This window comes from Bradyrhizobium sp. Ken01, from assembly GCF_055807355.1.
Genome location: NZ_JBVVPC010000037.1, coordinates 52,655 through 78,148, shown reverse-complemented (window position 1 = coordinate 78,148; position 25,494 = coordinate 52,655). Strand labels below are relative to the sequence as shown.

Here is a 25,494-nt window from a genome sequence, read left to right as displayed (position 1 = left end):
CTGTCGCGGGGTGCAAACCGCGGCAGGCCATTCCTCACGGAACGTGTCCAGGATAACTGATCGCGCTATTACAAGGGGTGGGCAAAGCGAAGCGTGCCAACCGTTTCTATTCTTCTGTGAAGAGATGGTGGGCACGGCGCTTTGCGCCTTTGCCCACCCTACGGCAGCGCGACATCAAACGACGATGCTCAGCCGCTTCGCCGCCCGCGTGATGCCCGTGTACAGCCACCTCGCCCGGCTCTCCTGAAACGCAAAGCTCTCGTCGAACAGCACGACGTCGTCCCATTGCGAGCCCTGCGACTTGTGCACGGTCAGCACGTAGCCGTAGTCGAACTCGTCATAGGGCTTGCGCTGCTCCCAGGCGATCGCCTCGACGCCGCCCTCGAAGCAATCGGCGCGCACCGAGACCTTGGTCACCTTGTGACCGAGATCCTCGTCCGGCGATAGCCTCATGCTGAGAATGCGGGATTTCGAGCGCGAGGTGTTGCGCGACTTGACGCGCCACAGCCCGCCGTTGAACAGGCCCTTCTTGCGATTGTTGCGCAGGCAGACCAGCTTGTCGCCGGCGACGGGGAAGACGTCCTCGATGTTCTGGCGCTGGCGCACCCGCATATTGTACGCGCGCCGCGTGTTGTTGCGGCCGACCAGCACCTGGTCGGCGGCCATGACGCGATCAGGATCGAGCTCCTTGCGCGACACCACCTCGCTCTCGCCGTAGCGGCCGATGTCGAGCTCGCGTCCCTCGCGGACGTCCATCGACATCCGCACGATCGGGTCGTCCTGGGCCTGGCGGTGCACCTCGGTCAGCATCGCGTCCGGCTCGGTATTGGTGAAGAAGCCGCCGCCCTGGATCGGCGGCAGCTGGGCGGGATCGCCCAGCACCAGCAGCGGGCAGTCGAACGACATCAGGTCGCGGCCCAGTTCGGCATCGACCATCGAGCATTCGTCGATCACGATCAGCTTGGCCTTCGAGGCCGGGGCGTCGTCCCACAATTCGAAGCTCGGCTGCTCCTCGCCGGATTCGCGGGTGCGGTAGATCAGCGAATGGATGGTGGAGGCCTCGTCGCAACCCTTGTTGCGCATGACCAGCGCCGCCTTGCCGGTGAAAGCGGCGAACTTCACCTCGCCATCGACGCCATCGGCGATGTGCCGCGCCAGCGTGGTCTTGCCGGTACCGGCATAGCCGAACAGGCGGAACACCGGCGGCGTGCCGTTGCGGCCGGGTTTGGCCTTGAGCCAGTCGCCAACGGCCTTGAGCGCGGCATCCTGATGCGGGGTGAATGTGGCCATGTCTGTCTTGAGGAGGGGGCGAAACGGAGCGATTCGCCAGCCCCAAAACTAACCATTCGCACCGCCGGTTCAAGCCGGGCGGGGCGCCCTACTGCCAGCCGGGAACGCCGCGCATGTCGGGCAGATGGTGGGCGATGCCCTTGTGGCAGTCGATGCAGGTCTTTTCCTTGGTGAACAGGAAGCGCTGATGGGCGACCGAGGCCCGCGGCGACTGCTTGGTGATGTCCATGGAATCGGCGCTGTGGCAGTTGCGGCATTCCAGCGAATCGTTGGACTTGAAGCGCGCCCATTCATGCGCCGCCAGCTCGAGCCGGTGATCCTGGAATTTCTCGCGGGTGTCGATCGTGCCGAAGATCTTGCCCCAGACCTCCTTGGAGGCCTGCATCTTGCGGGCGATCTTGTCGGTCCAGTTGTGCGGGACGTGGCAATCCGGACAGGTCGCGCGCACGCCGGAGCGGTTGGCGAAGTGGATGGTCGACTTCAGCTCGGCGAAGACGTTGTCCTTCATCTCGTGGCAGCCGGTGCAGAATTTTTCGGTGTTGGTCAATTCCAGTGCGGTGTTGAAGCCGCCCCAGAAGATCACGCCGGCCATGAAGCCCGCCAGCACCAGCACGCCGAGCCCGAACACCGAGCTCGGACGGATCAGCACTTGCCAGAGCTCGCGCGCAAAGTCCCAGCTTCGCGTGACGAAGCCGCGTTTGGCCTTCATTCCCTCGTCGGGCTCATCAGCGATCGTCGTCATCGGCGGCCACCGGGGCTTGCGCGCGACAGCAGCGTGTCGATGTCGGTGAAGTCGTTGCTGACCGGCGGATTGGCGGTGTTCTGCGGCACGTGGCATTCCGTGCAGAAGAAGCGGCGCGGCGAGATCGAAGCCAGGAACTGGCCGTCGCGATCCATGAAGTGGGTGATCGAGACCATCGGCGCCTGCGATTCCGCGATGCGCGCCCGCGCATGGCAGGACAGGCACTTGTTGCCGTTGAGGTCGATCTGATAGCCGTCGATCGTATGCGGAATGACAGGGGGCTGCTCCGGATAGTTGCGCACTTCCCTTTCGGAGGTGTTGCGGTTCGGCAGCATCGGCGGCGCCGGCCCTTCGTCGTTGAGCGGGGTCGGGCCGCGCAGGCCTGACGTCACCGTCTGCGCGGTCAGCGAACTCGCGCCGGCCGCGATCGCGACTGCGAGCAGCGCTGCTCCAAATCGTTTCATCATGACACGTTCACCCGCTCGATGCGCACGGCGCACTTCTTGTAGTCGGTTTGCAGCGAGATCGGATCGGTAGCGTCCAGCGTCACCTTGTTGATCAGCTTGGACTCGTCGAACCACGGCACGAAGACGAGGCCTCGCGGCGGCCGGTCGCGGCCGCGGGTCTCGACGCGGACGCGGATGAAGCCGCGGCGAGAGATCACCTTCACCTCGTCGCCGCGGCGGATCTTCGCCTCCTGCGCGTCGTCGGGATGCATGAAGCACACGGCCTCGGGGAAGGCCTTGTAGAGCTCGGGTACCCGGCGCGTCATGGTGCCGGAATGCCAGTGCTCCAGCACGCGGCCGGTGGAGAGCCAGTAGGGATATTCGTTGTCGGGCGATTCCGCCGGCGGCTCGTAGGGAAGGGCGAAGATGCGCGCCTTGCCGTCGGGATAGCCGTAGAACTGCACGTCGGTGCCCTGCTTGACGTAGGGGTCGCTGCCCTCGCGGAAACGCCATTTGGTTTCCTGGCCGTTGACGACAGGCCAGCGCAGGCCGCGCTCGCGGTGATAGGTGTCGAACGGCGCGAGGTCGTGGCCGTGGCCGCGGCCGAAGGTGGCGTATTCCTCGAACAGGCCCTTGTGGACGTAGAAGCCGAACGCCTTGGACTCGTCGTTGAGGTAGCCCTGCTCGATGTCGGAGACCGGAAACTTGTCGACATGGCCGTTCTTGTACAGCACGTCGAACAGCGTCTTGCCGCGCACGTCCGGCTTCTTGGCAATCAGCTCCTCGGGCCAGACCTCCTCGATCTTGAAGCGCTTTGAGAATTCCATGAGCTGCCAGAGATCGGACTTCGACTCGCCCGGGGCAGCGACGAGTTGATGCCAGAACTGCGTACGCCGCTCGGCATTGCCGTAAGCGCCTTCCTTCTCCACCCACATCGCGGTCGGCAGGATCAAATCGGCGGCGAGCGCGGTGACCGACGGATAGGCGTCCGAAACCACGATGAAATTGTCGGGATTGCGGAAGCCCGGATAGGTCTCTTCGTTGGCGTTGGGACCAGCCTGAAGGTTGTTGTTGACCTGCACCCAATAGGCGTTGATCAGGCCGTCCTTCAGCATGCGGCTTTGCAGCACGGCATGCGCGCCGGGCTTGTCGGGAATGGTGCCTTCGGGCAGCTGCCAGATGTGCTCGGTCTTGGTGCGGTGTTCCTTGTTGGTGACCACCATGTCCGCAGGCAGGCGGTGCGAGAACGTGCCGACCTCACGCGCGGTGCCGCAGGCCGAGGGCTGGCCGGTCAGCGAGAACGGGCTGTTGCCGGGCGAGGAGATCTTTCCGGTCAACAGATGAATGTTGTAGACGAGGTTGTTGCACCAGACGCCGCGGGTGTGCTGGTTGAAGCCCATGGTCCAGAACGAGACCACTTTGGTCTTGGGGTCGGCATAGAGCTCGGCCAGCGCCTCCAGCCGGTTGAGCGGCACGCCCGACATCTCGGCCGCCTTCTCCAGCGTGTACTCCGAAACGAACTTGACGTACTCGTCGTAGCTCATCTCGGTGGAATCGTTGGCCTTCGCCGCGCCTGTTGCCTTCTTCTGCAACGGATGCTCGGGCCTCAAACCATAGCCAATGTCGGTCTGGCCGCGCCTGAAGATGGTATGCGCGGCAACGAAGTCCTTGTTGACCCGGCCGGTCTTGATGATGTGGTTGGCGATGGCATTCAGCAGATAGAGATCGGTCTGCGGCTTGAACACCATGCCGATGTCGGCGAGGTCGAACGAGCGGTGCTCGAAGGTCGAGAGCACGGCGACGCGGACATGCGGCGCGGAGAGCCTGCGGTCGGCGAGGCGGGTCCACAGGATCGGATGCATCTCCGCCATGTTGGAGCCCCACAGCACGAAGGCGTCGGTGGCCTCGATGTCGTCATAGCAGCCGGCCGGCTCGTCGATGCCGAAGGTGCGCATCATGCCGGCCACGGCGGAGGCCATGCAGTGGCGCGCGTTGGGATCGATGTTGTTGGTGCGGAAGCCGGCCTTGAACAGCTTTGAGGCCGCGTAGCCTTCCCAGATCGTCCACTGGCCGGAGCCGAACATGGCGACGCCGTTCGGCCCGCGCTTCTTGATCGCCTCCTTCCACTTCACCTCCATGATGTCGAAGGCTTCGGTCCAGGAGATGGGCGTGAACTCGCCGTTCTTGTCGTATTTGCCTGCCGTCTTGCGCAGCATCGGCTGCGTCAGGCGATCGTGGCCGTACATGATCTTGGAGAGGAAGTAGCCCTTGACGCAGTTGAGGCCGCGATTGACCTCGGCCTTGATATCGCCGTGGGTGGCGACGACGCGATTGTTCTTGGTCGCGACCATCACCGAGCAGCCGGTACCGCAGAAGCGGCAGGCGGCCTTGTCCCATTTCAGTTCGGCCACGTCGCGCTCGGCGACGAGGTTTGCGGCGAGCGCCGGTGCCGGCATGCCCGCAGCGGCGGCCGCGATGGCGGCGGCCTCGAGCTTCAGCATCTGGCGGCGGTCGAGCTTTGGCGATGTCATAATGGCTCTTCCTGGCTCAGGCGGTTTCAATGGCGTGGAAGACGAGCGCTGCGGAATAGACGTCGGGCAGCGACTGGATGGTGTTGAGCAGGGTGCCGAGGCTGCCGGCATCAGGCGCTTCGGTCACGACGATGAGCTTGCCGCGCGGGTCGCGGCCGTGGATCTCGCAGCCGGCAAGGGCAGTGATCGCGGCCTCGAGTGCGGCGAGCCGCTCGGGGCGCGCCTGCACGATGATGCTGGCGATTTCGCAACCGGGCGGCGCGACGATGCGGTCGGCGCTGAGCACCCGGCCGGTGATCAATGCGCGGCGGTTGAGTTTGGATTCGGCCATGATGCCTGTCTTTCGCTTCGAGGAGATCAATGCGGGGAGGGCGGCGGGCCGGGAGGGCCGGCAAACATCTGGTAGATCCAGACGCCGAGCCCGTAGGAGCCCACCGTTCCGACCGCGAGGACGGGCATCACGATCGCGGTCAGGAACAGGAATGCGAAAATCTCCATGCGCTTACGGCGCACGCGCGAAGTCGCGTCGTCGGGGGCCGACATGTTCGGTCTCGTCTGAAATGTGGGATTGGGACGGCATCCGGGCCGTTGCCTTGCCGCACCTTAGATGCAGCAGGGCCACTGACGCCTTGATCTGGATCAATCCGTCGAGCTGCGATGATGGCCGCGGCCAGACCACAAGCGCAAGTTTGGGTTGTACCCGTGCGAAGGCGATGCGACAGTTTGGCATCGAACGGGGATACGAGTGGTGAACGCGGCAGGGCTGACGGCGATCGATCTCGGACTTCGCGGCGCGGCGAGCAGCGTGTTCCTGTTGATCGTTCTCGTGGCATTGCTGCGTCGTGCGACCGGCCAACAGGCGTTTCTGGGCATCGCGATGTGCGCAGGCGGCATATTCTATGCGATCGCGACGGCGCCCAGCCTGCCCAAAACGGCTTGGTGGTGGACGTTGCCGATCCTGTCCGCGCAGCCTGCGGTCTTCTGGCTGTGGGCGCGCGCGGCGTTCGACGACGATTTTGTGCTGAGGCGTTGGCACGGCGCGCTGTGGCTGAGCATCGTGGTTTTCGGATTTGCGATCACGCTGGGCTGGGCGAACTGGCCCGCTTTGGCCGGCGCAGGCGGGCGAGTCCTGGCTCTGGCCACCCTGGTGCTGGCCCTCGCCGCCGCCATTCAGACGGTCAAGACCTGGCGAGCCGATCTGGTCGCGCGGCGACGCCGACTGCGGCTGGCGATGCTTGCGATCAATGTCGTGCTCATCGCGACCGTCGCCGTCGCCGGCTTCGCCGCAATTCCCGTCGCGGTTCCCGGCGCGCCCGGCAGTCTCCCGACCGCGCTCGGGCTGTTCGTCGTGGCCATGCTTGCCGCCATCGGGCTGTTCAGCGCGCCGGCGATGGCCGTCGATGACGCCACGGCCGCGATCGCATCCGGCGAGGCGGGGAGGCAAGCCCCGGCCGCCGATCGCGCCGCCGCGGGGCGGGTCGTCGTCGATCCGATCCTGCTCCGGCGTCTCGACCATCTGATGACGGTCGAGCGAACCTACCGCCAGGAAGGCCTTGCGATCGGAGCGCTCGCGGCGCGGCTCGACGTTCCCGAGCATCGGCTGCGCCAAGCGATCAATGAAGGGCTGGGCTATCGCAACTTCAATGCTTTCCTCAACCGCTACCGTATCGAGGACGCCAGGCTGGCGCTGTCCGACGGGACGCAGCGGGAGGTCCCGGTGCTGACCATCGCCATGGATGCGGGCTTCCAGTCGATCGGACCTTTCAATCGCGCGTTCAAGGCCGAAACCGGCATGACCCCGACCGAATTCCGGCGTGAGGCGCTGAGCCGGCCCGACAGCGCTGAACTCAGCCAGCCGCGCCGCGAAATCGGCTAGCCGATTTTTGGATCAGGCGAGAACGCCCTGTGCCGATTGGGCAGACTGTCCGGCAGATCCTCTCGCCAGCCGAATGAGCCCACCCATGTCACCTTCGACCGCCGCCACCCCTGCATCGGAACGGCTGCACGCTCTTGATGCACTCAGGGGCGGCGCCCTGCTGCTCGGCATCGTCCTGCACGCGGCCATGTCGTTCGTGCCCGCCACGCCCCGGTTCTGGTTCATCCAGGACACCCATCCAAGCCTGCTCCTGGGCCTGCTGACCTTCACCATCCACGTCTTCCGGATGACGACTTTCTTCCTGATGGCGGGTTTTTTCGCCCGCATGAGCTTTCATCGCCGGGGCGTTAGGGGCTTCGTCCGCGACAGGCTCCCGAGAATCGGGCTGCCGCTCGTGATCGGTTGGCCGATCCTGTTCACGCCCATGTACTTCATCGCGATCTGGGCGTCTCATTTCCCGAACGGCGGCTGGTCCCGCAGCTGGCCACCGGTGCTGCCGAATTTCCCCTTGACCCATCTCTGGTTCGTCTATGTGCTGCTGGAGCTTTATGTCGCCGTTCTGCTCCTGCGCGGCGCATTTGTCTGGCTAGATGCGTCAGGCGGGTGGCGAGCGGTGATTGACCGTGCCTTCGCGCGGATCATGCGAAATCCGCTGGCCCCCCTGGTTCTGGCAATCCCGATCGGCATCGCCTTCTGTCTCGATCAACGCTGGATCAACGTGATGGGCGTGAGGACGCCGGATCAATCGCTCATCACCAACGCGCAGGCCTGGATCGGCTTCGGCACCGCATTCGCGATCGGCTGGCTGCTGCATCGGCAGATCGATCTGCTGCGGCTGATTGAGCGGCGCTGGCTGCCGCATCTTCTGCTCGCAATCACTCTGATCCTGATCAGTTTCGTGCTGGTTGGGGCGATGACGTCTGCGCCGGGTGCACCGAAACTGCCTTTCGGCTTCGCCACGCTCCGGCTTGTCTCCGTGATCCTGTATGCGCCGGCGATATGGATTTCGACCTTCGCAGTCATCGGCCTCGCGCTCCGCTTCATGTCCGGCTTCAGTCGGACGTGGCGCTACCTCGCCGATGCATCCTACTGGCTCTATCTGATCCACCTGCCGATCGTGATGGCGCTGCAGGTCGCGCTGTCGCAGCTCGACTGGCCCGGGCTGATCAAGTTCGGCGTTCTTCTCGTCGTCGCGCTTCCTCCGATGCTGGCGAGCTATCATCTGCTGGTGCGCTTTACCTTCATCGGTGTGGTCCTGAATGGCCGCCGCGCCGAAAAGCACCTTCTCCCGCAAGACGGAATTGCGACTGCGTAGACAGCGCCGCCCCACCCATTAAGATGCCCGCAACAAAAATATAAGCGGCAAGAAAACTCAAGAAAACTTGGGAGAGGCGTCATGAAGTTCGGCATCTTCTATGAGCTGCAACTGCCACGGCCATGGGTGGCCGGTGACGAGCTCAGCCTCTATCAGAACGCGCTCTCGCAGATGGAACTGGCCGACAGCCTTGGCTACGACCACGCCTGGGTTGTCGAGCATCATTTTCTCGAAGAGTACTCCCACTCGCCCTCGCCGGAATCGTTTCTCGCAGCCGCGAGCCAGCGCACCAGGAACATCCGGCTCGGCCACGGCATCCTCCAGCTCACCACCAACCACCCCGCACGTGTCGCCGAGCGCGTCGCGGTGCTCGACCTGCTCTCCAACGGCCGCTGTGAATTCGGCATGGGCGAGAGTGCTTCCATCACCGAGCTCACGCCGTTCGGCCGCGAAATGGAGACCAAGAAAGAGGTGTTCGAGGAAGCCGTCGCCGCGATCTTCCCGATGTTCAAGGACGCGGGCAGCGAGCATCACGGCAAATATTTCGACATCCCCTTGCGCAACGTCGTGCCGAAACCGGTACAGAAGCCGCATCCGCCATTGTGGATGGCCTGCTCGCAATTACAGACCATCGAGCGCGCCGGCCGCCATGGCTTTGGCGCGCTCGGCTTCCAGTTCGTTAGCGCGGATGCCGCGCATGCCTGGGTGCACGCCTATTACAACGCCATGACCAAGCGCCTCGCCAAGCTCGCCGACTACGAGATCAACCCGAACATGGCGCTGGTGTCGTTCTTCATGTGCGCGAAGACGGACGAGGAGGCCCGCGCCCGCGCCGATGGTGCCACCTTCTTCCAGTTCGCGTTGCGCTTCTACGGCGCCTCGCAGAATCGCCAGCGTCCCGCGCCCTACACCGTCAACATGTGGGACGAGTACAACAAGTGGAAGCGCGACAATCCGGAGGCGCAGGAGGCCGCGCTGCGCGGCGGTCTGATCGGCTCGCCCGAGACGATCCGCAGGAAGCTGAAGCGCTTCCAGGGCTCGCACATCGATCAGGTCATTTTGCTCAACCAGGCGGGCAAGAACAGCCACGAGCACATCTGCGAATCGTTGGAGCTGTTCGGCCGCGAGGTGATGCCGGAATTCCAGAACGATCCGGCGCAGACCGCCTGGAAGCAGGGCGTCATGAGCGGCGAGATCAAGCTCGAGGAAATCGACACGGAGGCCTTTACCGACCGTTACGGTAAGCTCGCCGTCAGCGTTGCGCCGGCGAAGGCGGCGGTGGGGTAGGGTGTCACGTCCTGCAACAAGCGATCCCGGAGTGCTCATGACAAAACACCGGATCTACACCACCAGCTTCGCAAGCGTTTACCCGCTTTACGTTGCGAAGGCGGAGAAGAAAGGACGCACCAAAGCAGAGGTCGATCAGGTCATCTCCTGGTTGACAGGCTATGGTCAGAAGGAGCTGGAAGCCCAACTGGAACAGCGGACGGACTTCGAAACCTTCTTTGCGAAAGCCCCCAAGATCAATCCTTCGCGAGCCCTGATCAAGGGCGTGGTTTGCGGCGTCCGGGTCGAGGATGTCAAAGAGCCGACGATGCGAGAGATCCGCTACCTGGACAAGCTGATCGATGAGCTGGCCAAGGGAAAAGCGATGGACAAGATTTTGCGCAAAAGTGCCAACTGAGGAGCCCCCTTCGTCCGCCTGGCTTGGCGACGTTACGGCAGATATCCGGCGACACCCGCCTTCCGCTGCGCGGCCATTGCTGATAAATTTCGTCAAAAGACGATGGGGAGAAAACGATGCGCCCTCACGGGACGCCCGCAAATCCGGCAGATGGCGATGTCACGTCCGCGGTGCTTGCCATCGGTCGTCCGGATTTCCCTGATATCCTGATCGATACGCTGCGCGGGCAGGCCGGCGTCGGGCATTGCATGGTGTTCGCGCTGAGCCGCGCGGGCGCCGCACATTGCCTGCTCGATGCCGGCAACATCCCGATCGGCGGCGATCTCGGCGCCGCCTATGCCGGCCAGTTCCACCAATCCGATCCCAACCGCGATGCGCTGTTCGAAGGCGAGGGCCGCGCGACGCTCGTGTTGCCCTCCTTCGCGCCGCGCATGTACGGCGCCCGCTACCGAAAACTGTTCTTTGTGGATTCCGGCATCGTCGACAAATGCGCGACCGCGATCTGGGTCGACGAGACCTGCTTCTACGTCAATTTCTATCGCATCGCTGTCCAGGGCCGCTTCAGCGACGCGCAGCGTGCGCGGCTTCAGGCCATCGCGCCGGCCATCAGTGCGAGCGTGGCACGCCACTTCCAGCACGGCTCGTCGGCGACGACCGAGCAGTCTCTCGCCGCGCTCTTCGCGACGCGTGCGCCGCTCGCCAGCCTCACCCCGCGCGAGCAGGACGTTTGCCGGCGCATCCTCTCCGGCTTCAGCTCCGAGGCGATCTCGCAGGCACTCGGCATCAGCCTGCATTCGACGCTGACCTACCGCAAGCGCGCCTATGAGCGGCTCGGCATCTCGTCACAAAGCGAGCTGTTTGCGATCGTGCTGCGCCTGCTCGCCGGCCCGCGCGGCCTGAACTGAAGCTGTCCCAATCGCTGGGGACAGACGGCGCCTCCTGAAGCCGCTAACATTGGCGGCGAACAGCAATGGAGCGAAGCTTGAGCACGGCGCCGCGCATCGACATCGACCCGGCCGCGTTCTGGGCCGACCCCTATCCGATGCTCGCCAAGATGCGCAAGGAGGCGCCGATCGCCTTCGTGCCGCAGCTCGGCTCGACCCTGCTGACGAGCCGCGACGACATCTCGATCTCCGAGAAGCAGATCGACGTGTTCTCCTCGCACCAGCCCGCGGGCCTGATGAACCGGCTGATGGGCCACAACATGATGCGCAAGGACGGCGATGCGCACCAGGTCGAGCGCCGCGCGATGTTTCCAACGGTGTCGCCGAAGACGGTGAAGGCGCACTGGACCGCGCTGTTCCAGGCCCATGCCGATCGCATCATCGACGCGATCGCGCCGGGGCGGATCGATTTCATGCGCGACTTCGCGTTGCCGTTCTCCGGCGAATGCCTGAAGTCGATCACCGGCCTCACCAATATCGGCTTTGCGGATATGGACGCCTGGTCACAGGGCATGATCGAGGGTATCGCCAATTACAGCGGCGACGCAGCCGTCGAGGCGCGCTGCCATGCGGCGACGTCGGGCATCGATGCGGCGATCGACGACATCCTGCCGGTGATGCGCAAGCATCCCGACCAGAGCATCCTCGGCGTGCTCCTCGCCTCAGGGATGGCGATGGAGAGCGCGCGCGCGAATGTCAAACTTGCGATCTCCGGCGGCCAGAACGAGCCGCGCAAAGCGATCGCCGGCACGGTTTGGGCACTGCTGAGCCATCCCGACCAGCTCGATCTCGTGCGCCAGGGCGAGGTGACCTGGCTCCAGGCGTTCGAGGAATATGCCCGCTGGATCTCGCCGATCGGCATGTCGCCGCGACGCATCGCAAAGCCGTGGACGATCCGAGACGTCGCATTCGAAACCGATGAACGCGTATTCCTCATGTTCGGCTCCGCTAATCGCGATGAGAAGCACTTCGTGCGCGCCGACCAGTTCGACGTGCGGCGTGATACGGCCAAGAGTGTCGCTTTCGGTGCTGGCCCGCATTTCTGCGCCGGCGCCTGGGCCTCGCGCGCCATGATCGCCGACGTCGCGCTGCCGACCTTGTTCGCCCGTGCCAGCCGGCTCGAGATCGCCGACGACGAACCGGTGCGGATCGGCGGCTGGGCCTTTCGCGGGCTGCAAAATCTGCCCGTGAGATGGTTTTAACAGTTTCGGTGTCATCGCCCGCGGAGGCGGGCGATCCAGTACGCCGCGGCTGTCGTGTGACGCGTTGACGTCTCTGGGATACTGGATTCCCCGCCTTCGCGGGGAATGACAGTGGAATGGAGGACGCTGCGAACCACGACAGCTCCCAGTGCGCCATGATGCCATCCTGCTCCTGTTTTGCCCGACGAGTCAAAACAAATTTCGGATAAACGTAAGTCATTGTTTTCGCACGCGCCGGCTACTGTGCATGGGGTTGTTTTCGCGATTTGTTAATTTCTCGGTCGGGCGCGTGCGTTTTTCACATTCGCGTGCGGAAAAATATCCCCTGCATTCGCTCCGTGGATTGAAAGATTAATCATGCGCTCCGCCACGCGCGCAGTGCCTGCATCGCTATTTTTCCGCGTGTCTCGACACCTCCGATCAGCCGCACCATCATTCCCGAGCACGAATGAAGGACGGCCGCACGCGGCCTGGAGTGTCGGATGCAACGTCGGGACTTTCTCAAACTATCCGTTGGAACTGCGGCAGTCGCCGCATTCGCTTCGAGTGCCAAAGCACAAGGAACGTCACAAGGCGCGGTAAAGGAAATTCGTATCGGCTACCAGAAGACCGGCGTGCTGGTTATCACGCGTCAGCAGGCCGCCCTGGAAAAACATTTCGCGCCCTTGGGCATCGACGTGAAATGGGTCGAGTTCTCGTCGGGACCTCCGATGATGGAGGCGATGAATGTCGGCAGCGTCGATTTTGGCGCGGTCGGCGATTCCCCGCCGGTGTTCGCCCAGGCGGCGGGCGCCGCGATCGTCTATGCCGCCGGCCAGCCCATCACCAACGGGCAGGGCATCCTGGTGCCGAAGGACTCGCCGATCCGCGGCATCGCCGACCTGAAGGGCAAGCGCGTCGGCTTCACCAAGGGCTCCAGCGCCCACAACATCGTGGTGCAGACGCTGGAGAAAGCCGGCCTCACCTATGCCGACATCACGCCGGTCTATCTGACGCCGCCGGACGCCGGGCCTGCCTTCGCCAATGGCAGCATCGAGGCCTGGGCGATCTGGGATCCTTACTTCGCGATCGGCGAGACAAAGCAGGGCGGCCGCATCCTGATCAATGCGCGCGACGTCACCAAGACCAATTCCTTCTTCATTGCCAACCGCGATTTCGCGAGGAATCACGGCGCGATCCTGCAGCAGATCATCGACGTGACGACCGCGGCGGGTCAGTGGGCCGAACAGCACCGCGACGAGGTCGCCAAATCGCTCGCCGCGATCACCGGCGTTCCATTGGACATCCAGACCCTCGCCGCCAATCGCGCGAACTTCGTGGTCGGTCCCGTCACCGACGACATCGTCACGACGCAGCAGGGCGTCGCCGACCGCTTCCACAAGCTCGGCCTGATTCCGAAGCCGATCGTGATCCGCGACATCGTCTGGCGCAACCCGGCAGCCTGATCGTGCCAACCAGCCTTCCCATCCAAAAGGGTTTGAACATGAGGCGTGTCGTTCAACGCGTAGTCGCAGCTATCGTCATGTCGATCGGCATCGTCGCCGCCGCGGTCGGGACGACTTACGGTTAGTCATCGGAGCACATCCATGAGCAACACCAACATCCTCTGGTTCCTGCCGACCCACGGCGACGGCCGCTATCTCGGCACCGGCATCGGCGGCCGCGAGGTCAATTTCAACTATCTGCGCCAGATCGCGCAGGCCGCCGACCAGCTCGGCTATTTCGGCGTGCTGCTGCCGACCGGGCGGTCTTGCGAGGATTCCTGGATCGTCGCCTCCTCGGTCGCGCCGTTCACCGAGCGGCTGCGCTATCTCGTGGCGGTTAGGCCCGGCCTGCAATCGCCGAGCGTGGCCGCGCGCATGACCGCGACGCTCGACCGCATCACCAATGGCCGGCTCCTGGTCAACGTCGTCACCGGCGGCGATCCGGTCGAGAACAAGGGCGACGGCATCTTCCTCGCCCATGACGAGCGTTACGAGGTCACCCGCGAGTTCCTCAGCGTCTACAGCGAGCTGCTCGCCGGCAAGACGGTCAATGTCGAGGGCAAGCACATCCATGTCGAAGGCGGCAAGCTGCTGTTTCCGCCGGTGCAGTCGCCGCGTCCGCCGCTCTATTTCGGCGGCTCGTCGGATGCCGGCATCGACGTCGCTGTCGATACCGTCGACAAATACCTCACCTGGGGCGAGCCGCCGGCGCTGGTCGCCGAGAAGATCGCGAAGGTGAGGGAGGTGGCCGCCGCACGCGGTCGAAGACTATCGTTCGGCATCCGGCTCCACGTGATTGTCCGCGAGACCAATGAGGCGGCCTGGCGAGCGGCCAACGAGCTGATCAAGCATGTCAGCGACGAGACCATCGCGACCGCGCAGAAGAACTTTGCGCGGATGGATTCGGTTGGCCAGCAGCGCATGGCTCAGCTCCATGGCGGCAAGCGCGACAAGCTCGAGATCGCCCCGAACCTGTGGGCCGGCGTCGGCCTCGTGCGCGGCGGCGCCGGCACGGCGCTGGTCGGCGATGCCCAGACGGTCGCGGCCCGCATCAAGGAGTATCAGGACATTGGCGTCGATACCTTCATCATGTCGGGTTACCCGCATCTGGAGGAAGCCTATCGTTTCGCCGAGCTGGTGTTCCCGCTGCTCTCGCTGGAGCAGCCCAGCAACGTGACTAGACTTCACTTCAACGGTGGCCCCTTCGGCGAGACCGTCGGCAGTGATTATCGTCCGCAGCAGCAGGTGTCGCAATCATGAGCCTGATCGACAGCGTTTCGCTTCCCCGCGGCTTGCGCCTGCCGCGCGTCGAGGGCCTGATCCAGTGGATCGTGCCGCTCGCCATCATCGCGATCTGGCAGGTCGCCAGCATCACCGGCTTCGTGCCGACTCGGGTCTTGCCGGCGCCGAGCGACGTGTTGCTTGCGGGCTGGAAGCTGCTGCTCTCCGGCGAGCTCGTTCGCAACATCTGGGTCTCTTTCTGGCGCGCCTCGATCGGCTTCCTGATCGGCGGCAGCATCGGCTTTGCCTTCGGCCTCGCCAACGGCCTGTCGCAGCTCTCGGCCAAGCTCACCGACACCACGCTGCAGATGGTGCGCAACGTGCCGCATCTGGCGCTGATCCCGCTTGTCATCCTGTGGTTCGGCATCGACGAGAGCGCGAAGCTGTTTTTGGTCGCGCTCGGCGTGTTCTTCCCGATCTACCTCAACACGCTGCATGGCATCCGCACCGTCGATCCCCAGCTGATCGAGATGGGCCGCATCTACGGCATGACCGACGGCGAGCTGTTCCGCCGCGTGATCTTTCCGGGCGCGCTGCCCTCGATCTTCGTCGGAATCCGTTTTGCGCTCGGCATCATGTGGCTGACCCTGATCGTCGCCGAGACCATCGCGGCGTCTTCGGGCCTCGGTTACATGGCGATGCAGGCGCGCGAGTTCATGCTGATCGACGTCGTGGTGCTCTCGATCCTGATCTACGCGCTGCTCGGCAAGCTCGCCGACAGCGCCTCCCGCGTGCTGGAGCGCCTGACGCTCTCCTGGCACCCGGCTTATTGGAAACGCTGAGCAGACATACTGGGAATCACATGCAGACAGCCCTTCGTACCTCCCTTCCGGAAACCGAGCTCGCCAACCGCGCCAATTTCGCGCCTCACGCCCGCGTGGTGCGCGAGGAGCGCCCAGCGCATAACAGCGGCCTGCCGCTCAGCATCCGCGGCCTGCGCAAATCCTACGGCGACAACGAGGTGCTGCGCGGCATCGACCTGCACATCCCCGCCGGCCAGTTCGTCGCCATCGTTGGCAAGAGCGGCTGCGGCAAGAGCACGCTGCTGCGCCTTATCGCGGGCCTGGAGAAGTTCGACGCCGGCAGCATCTCGCTCGGCGACGCGGTGAAGCCCGAGGATATCCGCGTCATGTTCCAGGAGCCTCGGCTGTTGCCTTGGGCCCGCGTTCTTTCCAATGTCGAGGTCGGCCTCGGTCGGGATCGCGCCTCGTCGGACGCGCATTCGCGCGCGGAGAAGGCGCTGACTGAGGTCGGGCTGACCGACAAGCGCGACCAGTGGCCCTCGGTGCTGTCGGGCGGCCAGAAGCAGCGCGTAGCGCTTGCCCGCGCGCTGGTCTCGCGCCCCCGTGTGCTCGCCTTCGACGAGCCGCTGGGCGCCCTGGACGCGCTGACCCGCATCTCGATGCAGCGGTTGCTGGAGCGCGTCTGGCGCGACCAGGGCTTTACGGCGATCCTGGTGACCCACGATGTCGCCGAGGCGGTCGCGCTGGCCGACCGGGTGCTGGTGATCGAGGAAGGGCGGATCGCCCATGACGTCGTGGTTAACACGGCCCGGCCGCGCGAACGCGGCTCGGCCGAGCTCGCGGGCCTCGAAGGCTCGATCCTGAGCCACCTTTTGTCGGCGGACGATCGTACCTAAATAGAGGGAACCCCGCTTCGGGGAGTATGCCATGAATGTAGTGCCCCGCGATCTCATGACTGAAATCCCCGTTTTGCCCGCCGATTTCCGCGGCGCCATGCGCCACCTCACCGGCGGCGTCAGCGTCATCACCGCCGGACGGGGCAAGGACATCACCGGCATGACGGTCACCTCGGTCAGCTCGTTCTCTGTCGATCCGCCGACGCTGATCGTCAGCATCAACCGCGACGCCTCCTCCTTCCCGCTGATCCGCCGCTACGGTGCCTTCGGCGTGAACATCCTCGCGGCCGATCAGCTCGACATCGCCGAGCGTTTTGCCGGCAAGGGCGGGCTCAAGGGTGCCGATCGTTTCGCGGGCGCCAGTTGGGTGACCGCCGTCTCGGGTGTTCCGCTGCTTGTGGGCGCATTGTCGGCCGTCGATTGCGAAGTCGAGGAGATCTTCGAGCGTCATTCACACGGGATCATCATCGGGCGGGTGCGAGACGTCAGGAATTCGACCCGCAACGCTGCGCTGGCCTATTGGCACGGTCAGTACCTGGCGGTGGATCAGGACGAAGACGCACTCAGGCTTGCGGACGTCAGCGTTCCCACCCACGTCCGGCGTGGCATTTGATCGCCGCCGGCGATCGGCCGTGCAGGCTGGCCTTTTCCCCGTCATCGCTCTAGAAGCGCTGCCTGAGCCTCCCGCCGGGACAGCAATGGAGCGCAATGATGAAACGCGTCGCGACCTGGGCCTTCTACGCGGTCGGCGCGCTCGCGATCGCCTATCTCGCGCTCTACGCCTATGCGATGTTCAGCGGCCATCCGATCGTGCCGGGCGACCCCATCCAGATCTTCCGCAGGCCGGATGCGCCGAGCTATTCGTGACGTTCTCGCGGACGGGCGCGGCACCTGTTCTCACCCCTGCAAGATCGCCAGCGCCAGCGCCTGCGCGCGCGGCACGATGCTGTCGAGCTCGAGATATTCCTCCGGCGTGTGCGCGAGCCCGCCGACCGGGCCGAGCCCGCAGATGGTCGGCGTTCCGACCGCGGCGGTGAAGCCGGAATCGGCGCAGCCGCCGGAGAACTCGCCCTGAAGCGTCGTGAGGCCGGCCTGCTTTGCGGCGGCCTGATAGTTCTCGAACAGCGCCTTTGAATCGGCGCTCTGCACCACCGGCACGAACTCGCCCTTGACGGTCAACGTCGCGCTGGTGCCGGGCACGTAGGGTGTCGCGATGATCGTCTCGATCGCGGCCATCACCCTCGCGCGATCCGCCGGATCGACATAGCGCAGGTCGATCTGCCCTTCCGCGTAAGGCGCCGTCGTGTTGACGGACTGCCCGCCCGAGACGAGGCCGACATTGAGCGTGATGCCCTTGTCGAGATCGGTGAGCGCGTGGATATGCACGATCTTGTGCGCGAGCTCGCCGATCGCGCTGACGCCGGCGGCGAAATTGGCGCCGGAATGCGCGGCTTTGCCGGTGATGGCGAAATGCATGAAGATGCCGCCCTTGCGTCCCGTGACGATATTGCCGGTCGGGCGGCCCGGCTCGGAATTGAACACCGCGCGCGCGGCGCGTCCCTCGCGCTCGATCACCGGCCGCGAGGAGGGCGAGCCGATCTCCTCGTCCGAGGTGATCAGCAGCTTGATGGGATGCGGGTTGCCGCCGAATTTGTGGAAGGCGGTTGCCACGAATATGTTCATGACGACGCCGGACTTCATGTCGGCAACACCAGGACCATAGGCGCGCGTACCCTGGATCGTAAACGGACGCCGTCCGGCCTCGCCCTTGCCGAACACGGTGTCGCGATGCCCCATCAACAGCACCGCCTTCTCGTTGCTACCGGGCTTTGCGACTTCGGCGTGGATCGCATCCCCGAAAGTAGCGTGGCTTTCGCGTCGGAACGGAATGCCGTGCTCGGCAAAATGCCGCTCGAACCGCGCCCCGACCGCATCGACGCCTTCCTTGTCATAGGACCCGGAATCGATGTTCACGACATCGCGCAGCAGATCGATCATCGCCTGCCGCTGCGTCGCCAGCCAGTCCGTGATTTGAGCTTGAGACATGTTGACCCTCGCGTGGTTCTCACGCGGGTTTATAGGGCGTTGTGTGAGCCTGACCTAGTCGGAGAATGCGGTGCGGCCATGTCGCAGTCTGCGGGTTTTGATCCACGCTGCCTTTCCCAACGTCGTCCTGGCGAAAGCCAGGACCCATACCGCGGAATCTATCGGCGGAGGGCGGTAGGAGTACCGAACGACGAATCTTCGTCAAACTCCTCCTTGGGGTAATGGGTCCTGGCTTTCGCCAGGACGACATCGAGAGTCTGGAGGCTGTCTGCACTTCACCAACAAAAATGCCCGGGACTGGGCCCGGGCATTCGCATTATCTCAATCGGCGTGGATCTTACGCCCCCACCATCGGCATGCGCGGATATTCACCGGGCGTGCCAGCCGGCGTGATCGGAATGCCGCCGTCGGAATATTCGTTGAGCTTGTTGCGCAGCGTACGGATCGAGATGCCCAGAATGTTCGCGGCATGGGTCCGGTTGCCAAGGCAGTGCTTCAGCGTCTCCAGGATCAGGTCGCGCTCGACATCGGCGACGGTGCGGCCGACGAGGGCCCGCGTAACCTGCTCGGCGGCCATGGTGGCATGCGCCACGGCCGGTGCGGTCTTGGCGAGGTCGAGGCGGTCGCCGTCGGGCGTGAGGATCGCATCGGCGCCGATCTCGTCGCCCTGTGCCATCAGGACCGAACGGTGCATGGTGTTTTCGAGTTCGCGGACGTTGCCCTGCCAGCGGTTGGTGGAGAGCACGCGCCGCGCTTCCGCCGAGATCGGGCGCATCGGCACGCCGTTGGCTTCGGCATATTTCTTCACGAAGTGCTGGGCGAGCTCGAGGATGTCGAGGGGACGCTCGCGCAGCGGCGGGATCTTCAAATTCACGACGTTGAGCCGGAACAAGAGGTCCTCGCGGAACGTGCCTTCGCGCACGGCCTCGACCAGGTTGCGGTTCGAGGTCGCGATGATGCGGATGTCCACCGGGACGGGCTTGGTGCCGCCGACGCGGTCGATCACGCGCTCCTGGATGGCGCGGAGCAGTTTGGATTGAAGGCGGACGTCCATCTCCGAGATTTCGTCGAGCAGCAGCGTGCCGCCGGTTGCCTCCTCGAACTTGCCGATGCGCCGGGCGATCGCGCCGGTGAAGGCGCCCTTCTCATGGCCGAACAGCTCGGACTCCAGCAGATGCTCGGGGATCGCGGCGCAGTTGATCGAGATGAACGGGCGCTTGGCGCGGGCCGAACGGGTGTGGACGTAGCGCGCCAGCACTTCCTTGCCCGTCCCGGATTCGCCGGTGATCATCACCGAAGCGTCCGAGCCCGCGATCTGCTGGGCGAGCTTGATCACCTTGGCCATTGCCTCGTCGCGATAGACCAGCTCGCGGGAATCGTTGGCGACCGCGGCCAGCACTGCTGCGATCAGCTCCGGGTCCGGCGGCAGCGGGATGTATTCCTTGGCGCCGGCGTGGATCGCGGCGACCGCGGCGCGGGCGTCGTTGGTGATGCCGCAGGCGACGATCGGCGCGTGGATGTGTTCGGCCTCGAGCCGCATCACGAGATCGCGGATGTCGAGGGCGACGTCGACCAGCAGCAGGTCGGCACCCTTGCCGCCGCGCAGCACGCGCATCGCCTGATCGTGATCCTCGGCGTGGGTCACGGTGGCGCCGTTCGCCATCGCGATCTTGGTGGCGGTGGTGAGCTGGCCCTTCAATGTGCCAACGATGAGAAGCCGCATGTCAGTCTCCTGTCCGTCTGGTCGCGCTGCCGCGCGTCGTCGCTTTAGGCGCGTTCAGTCTTGATGATTTCGGTCATGGTCACGCCGAGCTTGTCCTCGACCAGGACGACTTCGCCCCGGGCGACCAGCTTGTTGTTGACGTAGATGTCGATGGCCTCGCCGACACGCCGGTCGAGCTCGAGCACGGTCCCGGGTCCGAGCTTCAACAGCTCGCTGACGTCCATCTTGGAGCGGCCGAGCACCGCCGAGACCTGCACCGGTACGTCGAACACGGCCTCGAGGTCGGCGGCGGCGCGCGTCGCGTATTCGTCCTCGTTGTAGCCGACGTCGGTGCCGGTAGGCGGCATCGGGCCATTGAGATCGGGCAGCGGGACCTGTCCGTCAGTGTCGCTCATGATTTAACTCCCCCTGCGGGATGCAACGTAGCGTCCCACCATTTCGTCGATCTTGGCCGCGATAGCGGCGCGCTCCAGCACGACGCCGCCATCGGCCCATTCGATCCGGCAGTCGCCGGTGGCAATCTCGGGCTCGGCCAGAATCACCAGCCGGCCTTCGAAGCCGTTCTGCCTGGCCAGCCGCTCGATGTTCTCGCGCGCGGAATCGTAGAGCGCGTCGTTGATGCGGACGACGAGATGCGGCGTCGCGACCAGATGCGAGAAGCAGTCCTTGACCAGCGCGACGATCTCGCCGAGCGGCTCGGCGGCGACCAGATCGGCGCACAGCTTGCGCGCCACCGCGACCGCGACGTCGACCGCCTCGGTCTCCATCTTGGATTCGATGTTGCCGATGCCCGAAGCGATGCCCCGGATGGCGATGTTGATCTCTTCCAGGGCGAGTGCGACACGGCGGTCGCTCTCGGCCTTGGCCTCGCGCTGGCCGGCGGCGAAGCCGTCCTGATAGGCGCGCGCCTCGGCTTCCGCGACCTTCTGGGCGATCTCGGCTGCGGTTGCGGCCTTCTCGCGCGTCCGGTCGGGCGCTGCGAAGTCGTTGTCGAACAGGAATTTTGCCGGAGCGGCCATCAATACACCAGCTCGTCGTCGGCGCGGTTCTTGGTCAGCATGATCTCGCCCTTGGCGGCGAGATCCTTGGCGAGGTTGACCAGCAGCGCCTGGGCCTCGTCGACGTCGCGCAGGCGGACCGGGCCCATCGCCGCCATGTCGTCCTGGAGCATTTTTGCCGCACGCGAGGACATGTTGCCGAAGAAGAAGTTGCGGACGTCCTCGTTGGCGCTCTTGAGCGCGACGCCGAGCTTGTCCTTGTCGACGTTGCGCATCAGGGTCTGGGCGGAGCCGGAATCGAGCTTCACGAGATCGTCGAAGGTGAACATCAGCGCTTTGATGCGCTCGGCCGATTCGCGGTTGTCCTCTTCCAGCGAGGTGATGAAGCGGGTTTCGGTCTGGCGGTCGAAATTGTTGAAGATTTCCGCCATCACTTCGTGGGCGTCGCGTCGGCGGGTCTGTGACAAATTGGACATGAATTCGGTGCGCAGCGTCTTCTCCACACTCTCGATCACCTCCTTCTGCACCGCCTCCATCTTCAGCATGCGGTTGACGACGTCGAGCGCCAGATCCTCGGGGAAGATGCCGAGCACGCGGGCGGCGTGTTCCGGCTTCAGCTTCGACAGCACCACCGCGATGGTCTGCGGATATTCGTTCTTGAGATAGTTGGCGAGCACCTCTTCCTGCACGTTGGAGAGCTTCTCCCACATGTTACGGCCGGCCGGGCCGCGGATTTCGTCCATGATGCCGTTGACGCGCTCGGGTGCCAGGTATTGCTGGAGCAGCCGCTCGGTGGCATCGAAATTGCCCATCAGCGCGCCGGAGGCCGACATCCGCGAGACGAATTCGAGCAGCATGTCCTCCACCGTGTCGACCTCGACGGTGCCGAGCGTCGACATCTCCAGGGAGAGCTGGCGCACCTCGTCGTCGTCGAGCAAGCCCCAGATCTTGCCGCCATATTGCTCGCCGAGCGCCAGCATCAGGATCGCGGCGCGCTTCGGTCCCGGTACTGCTTCGGTCTTGGCGCCCGCGCGGCCGACGGCACGCTGACCGAGCGTGGAGATCACGCTGGTGATGTCGTTGGAATTGGCATTTTGCAGGGCAGCGGCCATGTCAGATCACTTCTCGATTATTTCGCGGGTTCGGTCAGCCATTGGCGGATGATGGCGACGGTCTCGTTGGGATTGCGCTCGGCGAGTTCGCCGACGCGATGGACGGATTGGGCATGGACCTGGCCCTGGACGGTGGCGACGTCGATCGCGCTCGCGGCGCCGCTCGGCAGGAGCGGCTGGCTGGCGGGCGCGGCCTCGTCGCTCGCCGGACCGGCGAGGGCGCCGGAAATGGCGGCTGCGACTTCATCGGATGCCAGGATGCGCTTGACCAGCGGCCGGATCACCAGGAACAGCACGACCAGGCCGAGCAGCATCATCACGCCGAGCTCGACGAAGTACATGACGTCGTCCTTGGTGAACTGGAGCATGCCGAGCAAGCCGCTCGGCTCCGCGATCGGGGTGGTGGAGGGGGCGTCGGCAAAGCGCAGATTGACGACCTCGACCTGATCGCCGCGCTTCTGGTCGAAGCCGATCGCCGAGCGCACCAGCGTGGCGATGCGGTCGAGCTGCTCCTTGGTGCGGTCCTGGTAGGCCAGATCGCCCTTCTCGTTCTTGGAGTAGATGCCGTCGACCAGCACCGCGACCGAGATGCGGTTGACCCGGCCGGCCTCGGTGACCTCGGTCTTGGTGGTGCGGGAGATCTCGTAATTGTTGGTCTCTTCGCTCTTCTTGCTCTGGTCCTTGGCCGCGACGCCGCCGTTCTGCTGGTTGCCCGGCAACTCGTTGTTGACGGTGACCTGGCCGTTGTTGTCGGCGGTCATGCTCTGTTCTTCGCGGGTCTGGCTCGAGCGCAGCACGCGGCCTTCGGGGTCGTACTTGTCCGAGGTCTGGGTGATCTTGTTGAAGTCGAAATCGGCGGAGAGCTGGACCCGGGCGCGTCCCGTCCCCACCACGGAGGAGACGATGTCCTCGACCTGCTTGCGCATCCGCTTCTCGAAGGCGGTGCGGCGCTCGTCGCCGATCTGCTGGTCCGGATCGGTCTGGGCGCCGTCGGCGAGCAGCTGACCGGTCTCGTCGACGATCGAAACCCGCTGCGGCTTCAGCCCGTTCACGGCCGAGGCGACGAGGTGGCGGATGGCGCGGATCTGCTGGGCCTCCAGCGCGCCGCGGACCCGCACCACGATCGAGGCCGACGGCTCCGGCGCCTCGCGCGAGAACAGCGGGCGCTCCGGCAGCACCAGATGGACGCGGGCGGCCTGGATGCGGTCGATGGCGCGGATGGTGCGGGCGAGCTCGCCTTCCAGCGCGCGGAGATGGTTGATGTTCTGGACGAAAGAGGTGGTGCCGAGCGCATCCGACTTGTCGAACACCTCGTAGCCGACGCCGCCGCCCTTGGGCAGGCCGCCCTCGGCGAGCTTCATCCGCAGCCGGGTGACCTTGTCCTTGGGCACCATGATGATGCTGCCTTCGTTGCGCAGCTCGAACTGGATGCCCTGGCGCTCCAGGTCCTTGATGATGCCCGAGGAGTCCTCGACGCTGAGGTCGGTGAACAGCGTCGTCATCTGCGGCGTGGTGACGCGCATGATGACGAACGCAAAGAAGCCGACGAGCGCGGCGGTGACCGCGATCATCGCCCCGAACCGGGCGGCTCCGATACCCTTCAGAAAGTCCGCAAGACCTTGCAAGCAACCGCCCCGAGAGATTCGGCTGCTTTCACAGGAAAGGCCGACTGGGCAATTATTGCCTAGGTGATGGTTTCGATATGGTTAACGAAGGTTAAGAGCTGCGACAAAAGTCGCGCCAAAACGAAACATGAAAAAAATCGGCCTCGCGAGGCGAGGCCGATTTTCGTCAAAAGCCGCAGATTTCCGGATTGCCTACTGGCGATATTGTTGGATACGGGTGGTGCGAAGTCCCGCCAGACCATGCTGGTCGATCGAAAACTGCCAGGAGAGGAATTCGTCAACCGTCAGCGTATAACGGCTGCAGGCCTCCTCGAGGGAGAGAAGACCGCCACGGACTGCGGCGACGACCTCGGCCTTGCGGCGGATGACCCAGCGTTTGGTGCCGGGTGCAGGCAGATCCGCAATCGTCAACGGACTACCGTCCGGCCCGATGACGTATTTTACCCTCGGGCGATGGGGTTCTGTCATGGCGTACTCACAAACTCTCAACCACTGAACTCACTCAGGAACCCTACGCCCGCCGGCTTAAAAATCCGCTAAGCCTAAGGCTTCAATACAATTCTCGTTGAAAATGGCTGGAACGCAGCCGTCTCGACCGGCGGGACGGTGCGTCCAGGCGGGCCGAGGGGGGTGTTCGTAAATACTTTACTAACGAACGAGGCCTGCGCGGGGTGCCGCAAGGCCCAAATTGTCGTCCTGGCGAACGCCAGGACCCATTACCCCAGCGCGAAGTTTGGCGACGACTCGGGGCTACTCCCTCGAACCAAAACTACTTTCGGTGGCAATGGGTCCTGGCTTTCGCCAGGACGACGCGGAATGTGCTTCGCGCGCCGCCTTTAATTGCTGGCCGTCGCGATGATGCTCTTGACCTGGCTCAGGGTGTAGCTGGAGCCGTCGATAGTCAGCAGCGGCGGCGACTGGGTCAGGTCGACGGACGACACCGTGCCCTGCACCTGCGCGGCGATGCCGACATTGTTGTTGGCGACGTCCTTGCCCGTGGCCGAGATCGTGTACTTGCCGTCGGGCCATTGCGTGCCGTCATTGCCCTGGCCGTTCCAGGTGAACGGAATGTCGGTGCCCGCGCCGGCGGTGTATTTGCCGGTGAACACGGTCTGGCCGCTGGCATTGGCGATGGTGATGTCGACGGTCGCGTCGCTGGGCACGTTGAGATGCCAGGTCGCCGACGAATTCGTCATGGTCCCGGTGGTGCCGTCGACCAGCGCGGTCTTGCCGACGAAGCCGAGCGCCTGGGTCGCCTGCGTGGTCTGTTGCAGCGTGACGAGCTGGGACAGCGAGTCGTTGGTCTTGAGCTGCTGCTCGACGCCGGCGAACTGCACCAGCTGCTGCGTGAACTGGTTGGTGTCCAGCGGATCGAGCGGGTTCTGGTTCTGCAGCTGCGTCGTCAGCAGCGTCAGGAAGGTCTGGAAGTTGCCGGCCAGCGTCGCGCCGGTGCTCGAGCCCAGGCTTGGGTTCGACGAGGATTTCGGCAGGTCGGTCGTGCCCGAGACGACGGACGGGGCGGTGGCGGCATTCGTGGTGGTCATGATCGAATACTC

The 25,494-nt window shown here is 64.5% G+C and carries 26 protein-coding genes; 12 read left to right on the top strand and 14 right to left on the bottom strand.

Annotation, left to right across the window (positions count from 1 at the left end):
- Positions 1 to 174: 174 nt before the first annotated feature.
- The 6 genes from AC0L3S_RS29020 to napE form a co-directional block, all read right to left on the bottom strand.
- On the bottom strand, positions 175 to 1,290 hold the full coding sequence (locus AC0L3S_RS29020) for an ATP-dependent DNA helicase (protein ID WP_007596183.1): 1,116 nt from the start codon (positions 1,288 to 1,290) through the stop codon (positions 175 to 177).
- Positions 1,291 to 1,378: 88 nt separating this feature from the next.
- A complete protein-coding gene (locus AC0L3S_RS29015; protein WP_473264830.1) occupies positions 1,379 to 2,032 on the bottom strand; it encodes a NapC/NirT family cytochrome c in 654 nt (217 codons plus the stop codon).
- Positions 2,029 to 2,499 carry a nitrate reductase cytochrome c-type subunit gene (locus AC0L3S_RS29010; protein ID WP_473282975.1) on the bottom strand — a complete coding sequence of 157 codons (471 nt, stop codon included), beginning with the start codon at positions 2,497 to 2,499 and terminating at the stop codon, positions 2,029 to 2,031. Before AC0L3S_RS29010 ends, AC0L3S_RS29015 begins: the two co-directional genes overlap by 4 nt.
- Positions 2,496 to 5,009 carry a nitrate reductase catalytic subunit NapA gene (gene napA / locus AC0L3S_RS29005; protein WP_473282973.1) on the bottom strand — a complete coding sequence of 838 codons (2,514 nt, stop codon included), beginning with the start codon at positions 5,007 to 5,009 and terminating at the stop codon, positions 2,496 to 2,498. The genes AC0L3S_RS29010 and napA overlap by 4 nt, the downstream gene beginning before the upstream one ends.
- Before the next feature lie 16 nt (positions 5,010 to 5,025).
- The gene (locus AC0L3S_RS29000; protein ID WP_473282970.1) at positions 5,026 to 5,340 is read right to left on the bottom strand and encodes a chaperone NapD; all 315 of its coding nucleotides are present in this window, start codon (positions 5,338 to 5,340) and stop codon (positions 5,026 to 5,028) included.
- A 26-nt stretch (positions 5,341 to 5,366) separates the two neighbouring features.
- Positions 5,367 to 5,552, bottom strand: a complete 186-nt coding sequence (gene napE / locus AC0L3S_RS28995) for a periplasmic nitrate reductase, NapE protein (RefSeq protein WP_007596178.1) — start codon at positions 5,550 to 5,552, stop codon at positions 5,367 to 5,369.
- A 205-nt stretch (positions 5,553 to 5,757) separates the two neighbouring features.
- Between napE and AC0L3S_RS28990 the strand changes: the two genes are divergently transcribed.
- From AC0L3S_RS28990 to AC0L3S_RS28935, 12 genes are all read left to right on the top strand, one after another.
- On the top strand, positions 5,758 to 6,885 hold the full coding sequence (locus AC0L3S_RS28990; protein ID WP_473282968.1) for an AraC family transcriptional regulator: 1,128 nt from the start codon (positions 5,758 to 5,760) through the stop codon (positions 6,883 to 6,885).
- 85 nt (positions 6,886 to 6,970) lie between these two features.
- A complete protein-coding gene (locus AC0L3S_RS28985; RefSeq protein WP_473282966.1) occupies positions 6,971 to 8,200 on the top strand; it encodes an acyltransferase family protein in 1,230 nt (409 codons plus the stop codon).
- 81 nt (positions 8,201 to 8,281) lie between these two features.
- Positions 8,282 to 9,487 carry an LLM class flavin-dependent oxidoreductase gene (locus tag AC0L3S_RS28980; protein ID WP_473282964.1) on the top strand — a complete coding sequence of 402 codons (1,206 nt, stop codon included), beginning with the start codon at positions 8,282 to 8,284 and terminating at the stop codon, positions 9,485 to 9,487.
- Positions 9,488 to 9,524: 37 nt separating this feature from the next.
- Entirely contained in the window at positions 9,525 to 9,884 is a 360-nt protein-coding gene (locus tag AC0L3S_RS28975) for a DUF2200 domain-containing protein (RefSeq protein WP_473264824.1), read from the top strand.
- A 116-nt stretch (positions 9,885 to 10,000) separates the two neighbouring features.
- Complete coding sequence (locus AC0L3S_RS28970) at positions 10,001 to 10,789, top strand: helix-turn-helix transcriptional regulator (protein ID WP_473264823.1); 789 nt, start codon at positions 10,001 to 10,003, stop codon at positions 10,787 to 10,789.
- A gap of 77 nt (positions 10,790 to 10,866) precedes the next feature.
- Positions 10,867 to 12,030: a cytochrome P450 gene (locus AC0L3S_RS28965; protein ID WP_473282962.1), complete on the top strand. Its 1,164-nt coding sequence runs from the start codon at positions 10,867 to 10,869 to the stop codon at positions 12,028 to 12,030.
- A 482-nt stretch (positions 12,031 to 12,512) separates the two neighbouring features.
- Positions 12,513 to 13,475, top strand: coding sequence for a sulfonate ABC transporter substrate-binding protein (locus AC0L3S_RS28960; protein WP_473282959.1), 963 nt, complete (start codon positions 12,513 to 12,515; stop codon positions 13,473 to 13,475).
- Positions 13,476 to 13,616: 141 nt separating this feature from the next.
- Positions 13,617 to 14,774, top strand: a complete 1,158-nt coding sequence (gene ssuD / locus AC0L3S_RS28955) for an FMNH2-dependent alkanesulfonate monooxygenase (protein ID WP_473282957.1) — start codon at positions 13,617 to 13,619, stop codon at positions 14,772 to 14,774.
- On the top strand, positions 14,771 to 15,577 hold the full coding sequence (ssuC, locus tag AC0L3S_RS28950; RefSeq protein ID WP_473264819.1) for an aliphatic sulfonate ABC transporter permease SsuC: 807 nt from the start codon (positions 14,771 to 14,773) through the stop codon (positions 15,575 to 15,577). Before ssuD ends, ssuC begins: the two co-directional genes overlap by 4 nt.
- 20 nt (positions 15,578 to 15,597) lie before the next feature.
- A complete protein-coding gene (locus tag AC0L3S_RS28945) occupies positions 15,598 to 16,434 on the top strand; it encodes an ATP-binding cassette domain-containing protein (RefSeq protein WP_473282955.1) in 837 nt (278 codons plus the stop codon).
- Between the two features lie 31 nt (positions 16,435 to 16,465).
- Entirely contained in the window at positions 16,466 to 17,047 is a 582-nt protein-coding gene (locus AC0L3S_RS28940; protein WP_473264817.1) for a flavin reductase family protein, read from the top strand.
- A 95-nt stretch (positions 17,048 to 17,142) separates the two neighbouring features.
- Entirely contained in the window at positions 17,143 to 17,301 is a 159-nt protein-coding gene (locus AC0L3S_RS28935) for a hypothetical protein (protein ID WP_018453881.1), read from the top strand.
- A 30-nt stretch (positions 17,302 to 17,331) separates the two neighbouring features.
- Here AC0L3S_RS28935 and AC0L3S_RS28930 read toward each other — a convergent pair whose 3' ends face one another.
- The 8 genes from AC0L3S_RS28930 to AC0L3S_RS28895 all read right to left on the bottom strand — a co-directional run bounded on the left by AC0L3S_RS28930 (position 17,332) and on the right by AC0L3S_RS28895 (position 25,482).
- Positions 17,332 to 18,480, bottom strand: a complete 1,149-nt coding sequence (locus AC0L3S_RS28930; RefSeq protein WP_473282953.1) for a M20 family metallopeptidase — start codon at positions 18,478 to 18,480, stop codon at positions 17,332 to 17,334.
- A 337-nt stretch (positions 18,481 to 18,817) separates the two neighbouring features.
- Positions 18,818 to 20,203, bottom strand: coding sequence for a sigma-54-dependent transcriptional regulator FlbD (gene flbD / locus AC0L3S_RS28925; RefSeq protein ID WP_473264814.1), 1,386 nt, complete (start codon positions 20,201 to 20,203; stop codon positions 18,818 to 18,820).
- A 44-nt stretch (positions 20,204 to 20,247) separates the two neighbouring features.
- A complete protein-coding gene (fliN, locus tag AC0L3S_RS28920) occupies positions 20,248 to 20,598 on the bottom strand; it encodes a flagellar motor switch protein FliN (protein ID WP_007596160.1) in 351 nt (116 codons plus the stop codon).
- A gap of 3 nt (positions 20,599 to 20,601) precedes the next feature.
- Positions 20,602 to 21,222, bottom strand: coding sequence for a FliH/SctL family protein (locus AC0L3S_RS28915; protein WP_473282951.1), 621 nt, complete (start codon positions 21,220 to 21,222; stop codon positions 20,602 to 20,604).
- Entirely contained in the window at positions 21,222 to 22,313 is a 1,092-nt protein-coding gene (fliG, locus tag AC0L3S_RS28910; protein WP_007614076.1) for a flagellar motor switch protein FliG, read from the bottom strand. The genes AC0L3S_RS28915 and fliG overlap by 1 nt, the downstream gene beginning before the upstream one ends.
- A 17-nt stretch (positions 22,314 to 22,330) precedes the next feature.
- Entirely contained in the window at positions 22,331 to 23,938 is a 1,608-nt protein-coding gene (fliF, locus tag AC0L3S_RS28905) for a flagellar basal-body MS-ring/collar protein FliF (RefSeq protein ID WP_473282949.1), read from the bottom strand.
- 192 nt (positions 23,939 to 24,130) lie between these two features.
- The gene (sciP, locus tag AC0L3S_RS28900; protein WP_002714638.1) at positions 24,131 to 24,406 is read right to left on the bottom strand and encodes a CtrA inhibitor SciP; all 276 of its coding nucleotides are present in this window, start codon (positions 24,404 to 24,406) and stop codon (positions 24,131 to 24,133) included.
- 368 nt (positions 24,407 to 24,774) lie between these two features.
- Positions 24,775 to 25,482 (bottom strand): flagellar hook assembly protein FlgD, encoded by a 708-nt coding sequence (locus AC0L3S_RS28895; RefSeq protein ID WP_473282948.1) that lies wholly within the window; start codon positions 25,480 to 25,482, stop codon positions 24,775 to 24,777.
- Positions 25,483 to 25,494: the final 12 nt, after the last annotated feature.

Coding starts and splice junctions, on each gene's coding strand:
- AC0L3S_RS28895 (WP_473282948.1), bottom strand. CDS start 25,482: ATGACCACCACGAATGCCGCCACCGCCCCGTCCGTCGTCTCGGGCACG.
- napA (WP_473282973.1), bottom strand. CDS start 5,009: ATGACATCGCCAAAGCTCGACCGCCGCCAGATGCTGAAGCTCGAGGCC.
- AC0L3S_RS29020 (WP_007596183.1), bottom strand. CDS start 1,290: ATGGCCACATTCACCCCGCATCAGGATGCCGCGCTCAAGGCCGTTGGC.
- sciP (WP_002714638.1), bottom strand. CDS start 24,406: ATGACAGAACCCCATCGCCCGAGGGTAAAATACGTCATCGGGCCGGAC.
- AC0L3S_RS28915 (WP_473282951.1), bottom strand. CDS start 21,222: ATGGCCGCTCCGGCAAAATTCCTGTTCGACAACGACTTCGCAGCGCCC.
- ssuC (WP_473264819.1), top strand. CDS start 14,771: ATGAGCCTGATCGACAGCGTTTCGCTTCCCCGCGGCTTGCGCCTGCCG.
- AC0L3S_RS28930 (WP_473282953.1), bottom strand. CDS start 18,480: ATGTCTCAAGCTCAAATCACGGACTGGCTGGCGACGCAGCGGCAGGCG.
- AC0L3S_RS28980 (WP_473282964.1), top strand. CDS start 8,282: ATGAAGTTCGGCATCTTCTATGAGCTGCAACTGCCACGGCCATGGGTG.
- AC0L3S_RS29015 (WP_473264830.1), bottom strand. CDS start 2,032: ATGACGACGATCGCTGATGAGCCCGACGAGGGAATGAAGGCCAAACGC.
- ssuD (WP_473282957.1), top strand. CDS start 13,617: ATGAGCAACACCAACATCCTCTGGTTCCTGCCGACCCACGGCGACGGC.
- fliN (WP_007596160.1), bottom strand. CDS start 20,598: ATGAGCGACACTGACGGACAGGTCCCGCTGCCCGATCTCAATGGCCCG.
- napE (WP_007596178.1), bottom strand. CDS start 5,552: ATGTCGGCCCCCGACGACGCGACTTCGCGCGTGCGCCGTAAGCGCATG.
- AC0L3S_RS29010 (WP_473282975.1), bottom strand. CDS start 2,499: ATGATGAAACGATTTGGAGCAGCGCTGCTCGCAGTCGCGATCGCGGCC.
- flbD (WP_473264814.1), bottom strand. CDS start 20,203: ATGCGGCTTCTCATCGTTGGCACATTGAAGGGCCAGCTCACCACCGCC.
- AC0L3S_RS28970 (WP_473264823.1), top strand. CDS start 10,001: ATGCGCCCTCACGGGACGCCCGCAAATCCGGCAGATGGCGATGTCACG.
- AC0L3S_RS28985 (WP_473282966.1), top strand. CDS start 6,971: ATGTCACCTTCGACCGCCGCCACCCCTGCATCGGAACGGCTGCACGCT.
- fliG (WP_007614076.1), bottom strand. CDS start 22,313: ATGGCCGCTGCCCTGCAAAATGCCAATTCCAACGACATCACCAGCGTG.
- AC0L3S_RS28960 (WP_473282959.1), top strand. CDS start 12,513: ATGCAACGTCGGGACTTTCTCAAACTATCCGTTGGAACTGCGGCAGTC.
- AC0L3S_RS28975 (WP_473264824.1), top strand. CDS start 9,525: ATGACAAAACACCGGATCTACACCACCAGCTTCGCAAGCGTTTACCCG.
- AC0L3S_RS29000 (WP_473282970.1), bottom strand. CDS start 5,340: ATGGCCGAATCCAAACTCAACCGCCGCGCATTGATCACCGGCCGGGTG.
- AC0L3S_RS28945 (WP_473282955.1), top strand. CDS start 15,598: ATGCAGACAGCCCTTCGTACCTCCCTTCCGGAAACCGAGCTCGCCAAC.
- AC0L3S_RS28940 (WP_473264817.1), top strand. CDS start 16,466: ATGAATGTAGTGCCCCGCGATCTCATGACTGAAATCCCCGTTTTGCCC.
- AC0L3S_RS28935 (WP_018453881.1), top strand. CDS start 17,143: ATGATGAAACGCGTCGCGACCTGGGCCTTCTACGCGGTCGGCGCGCTC.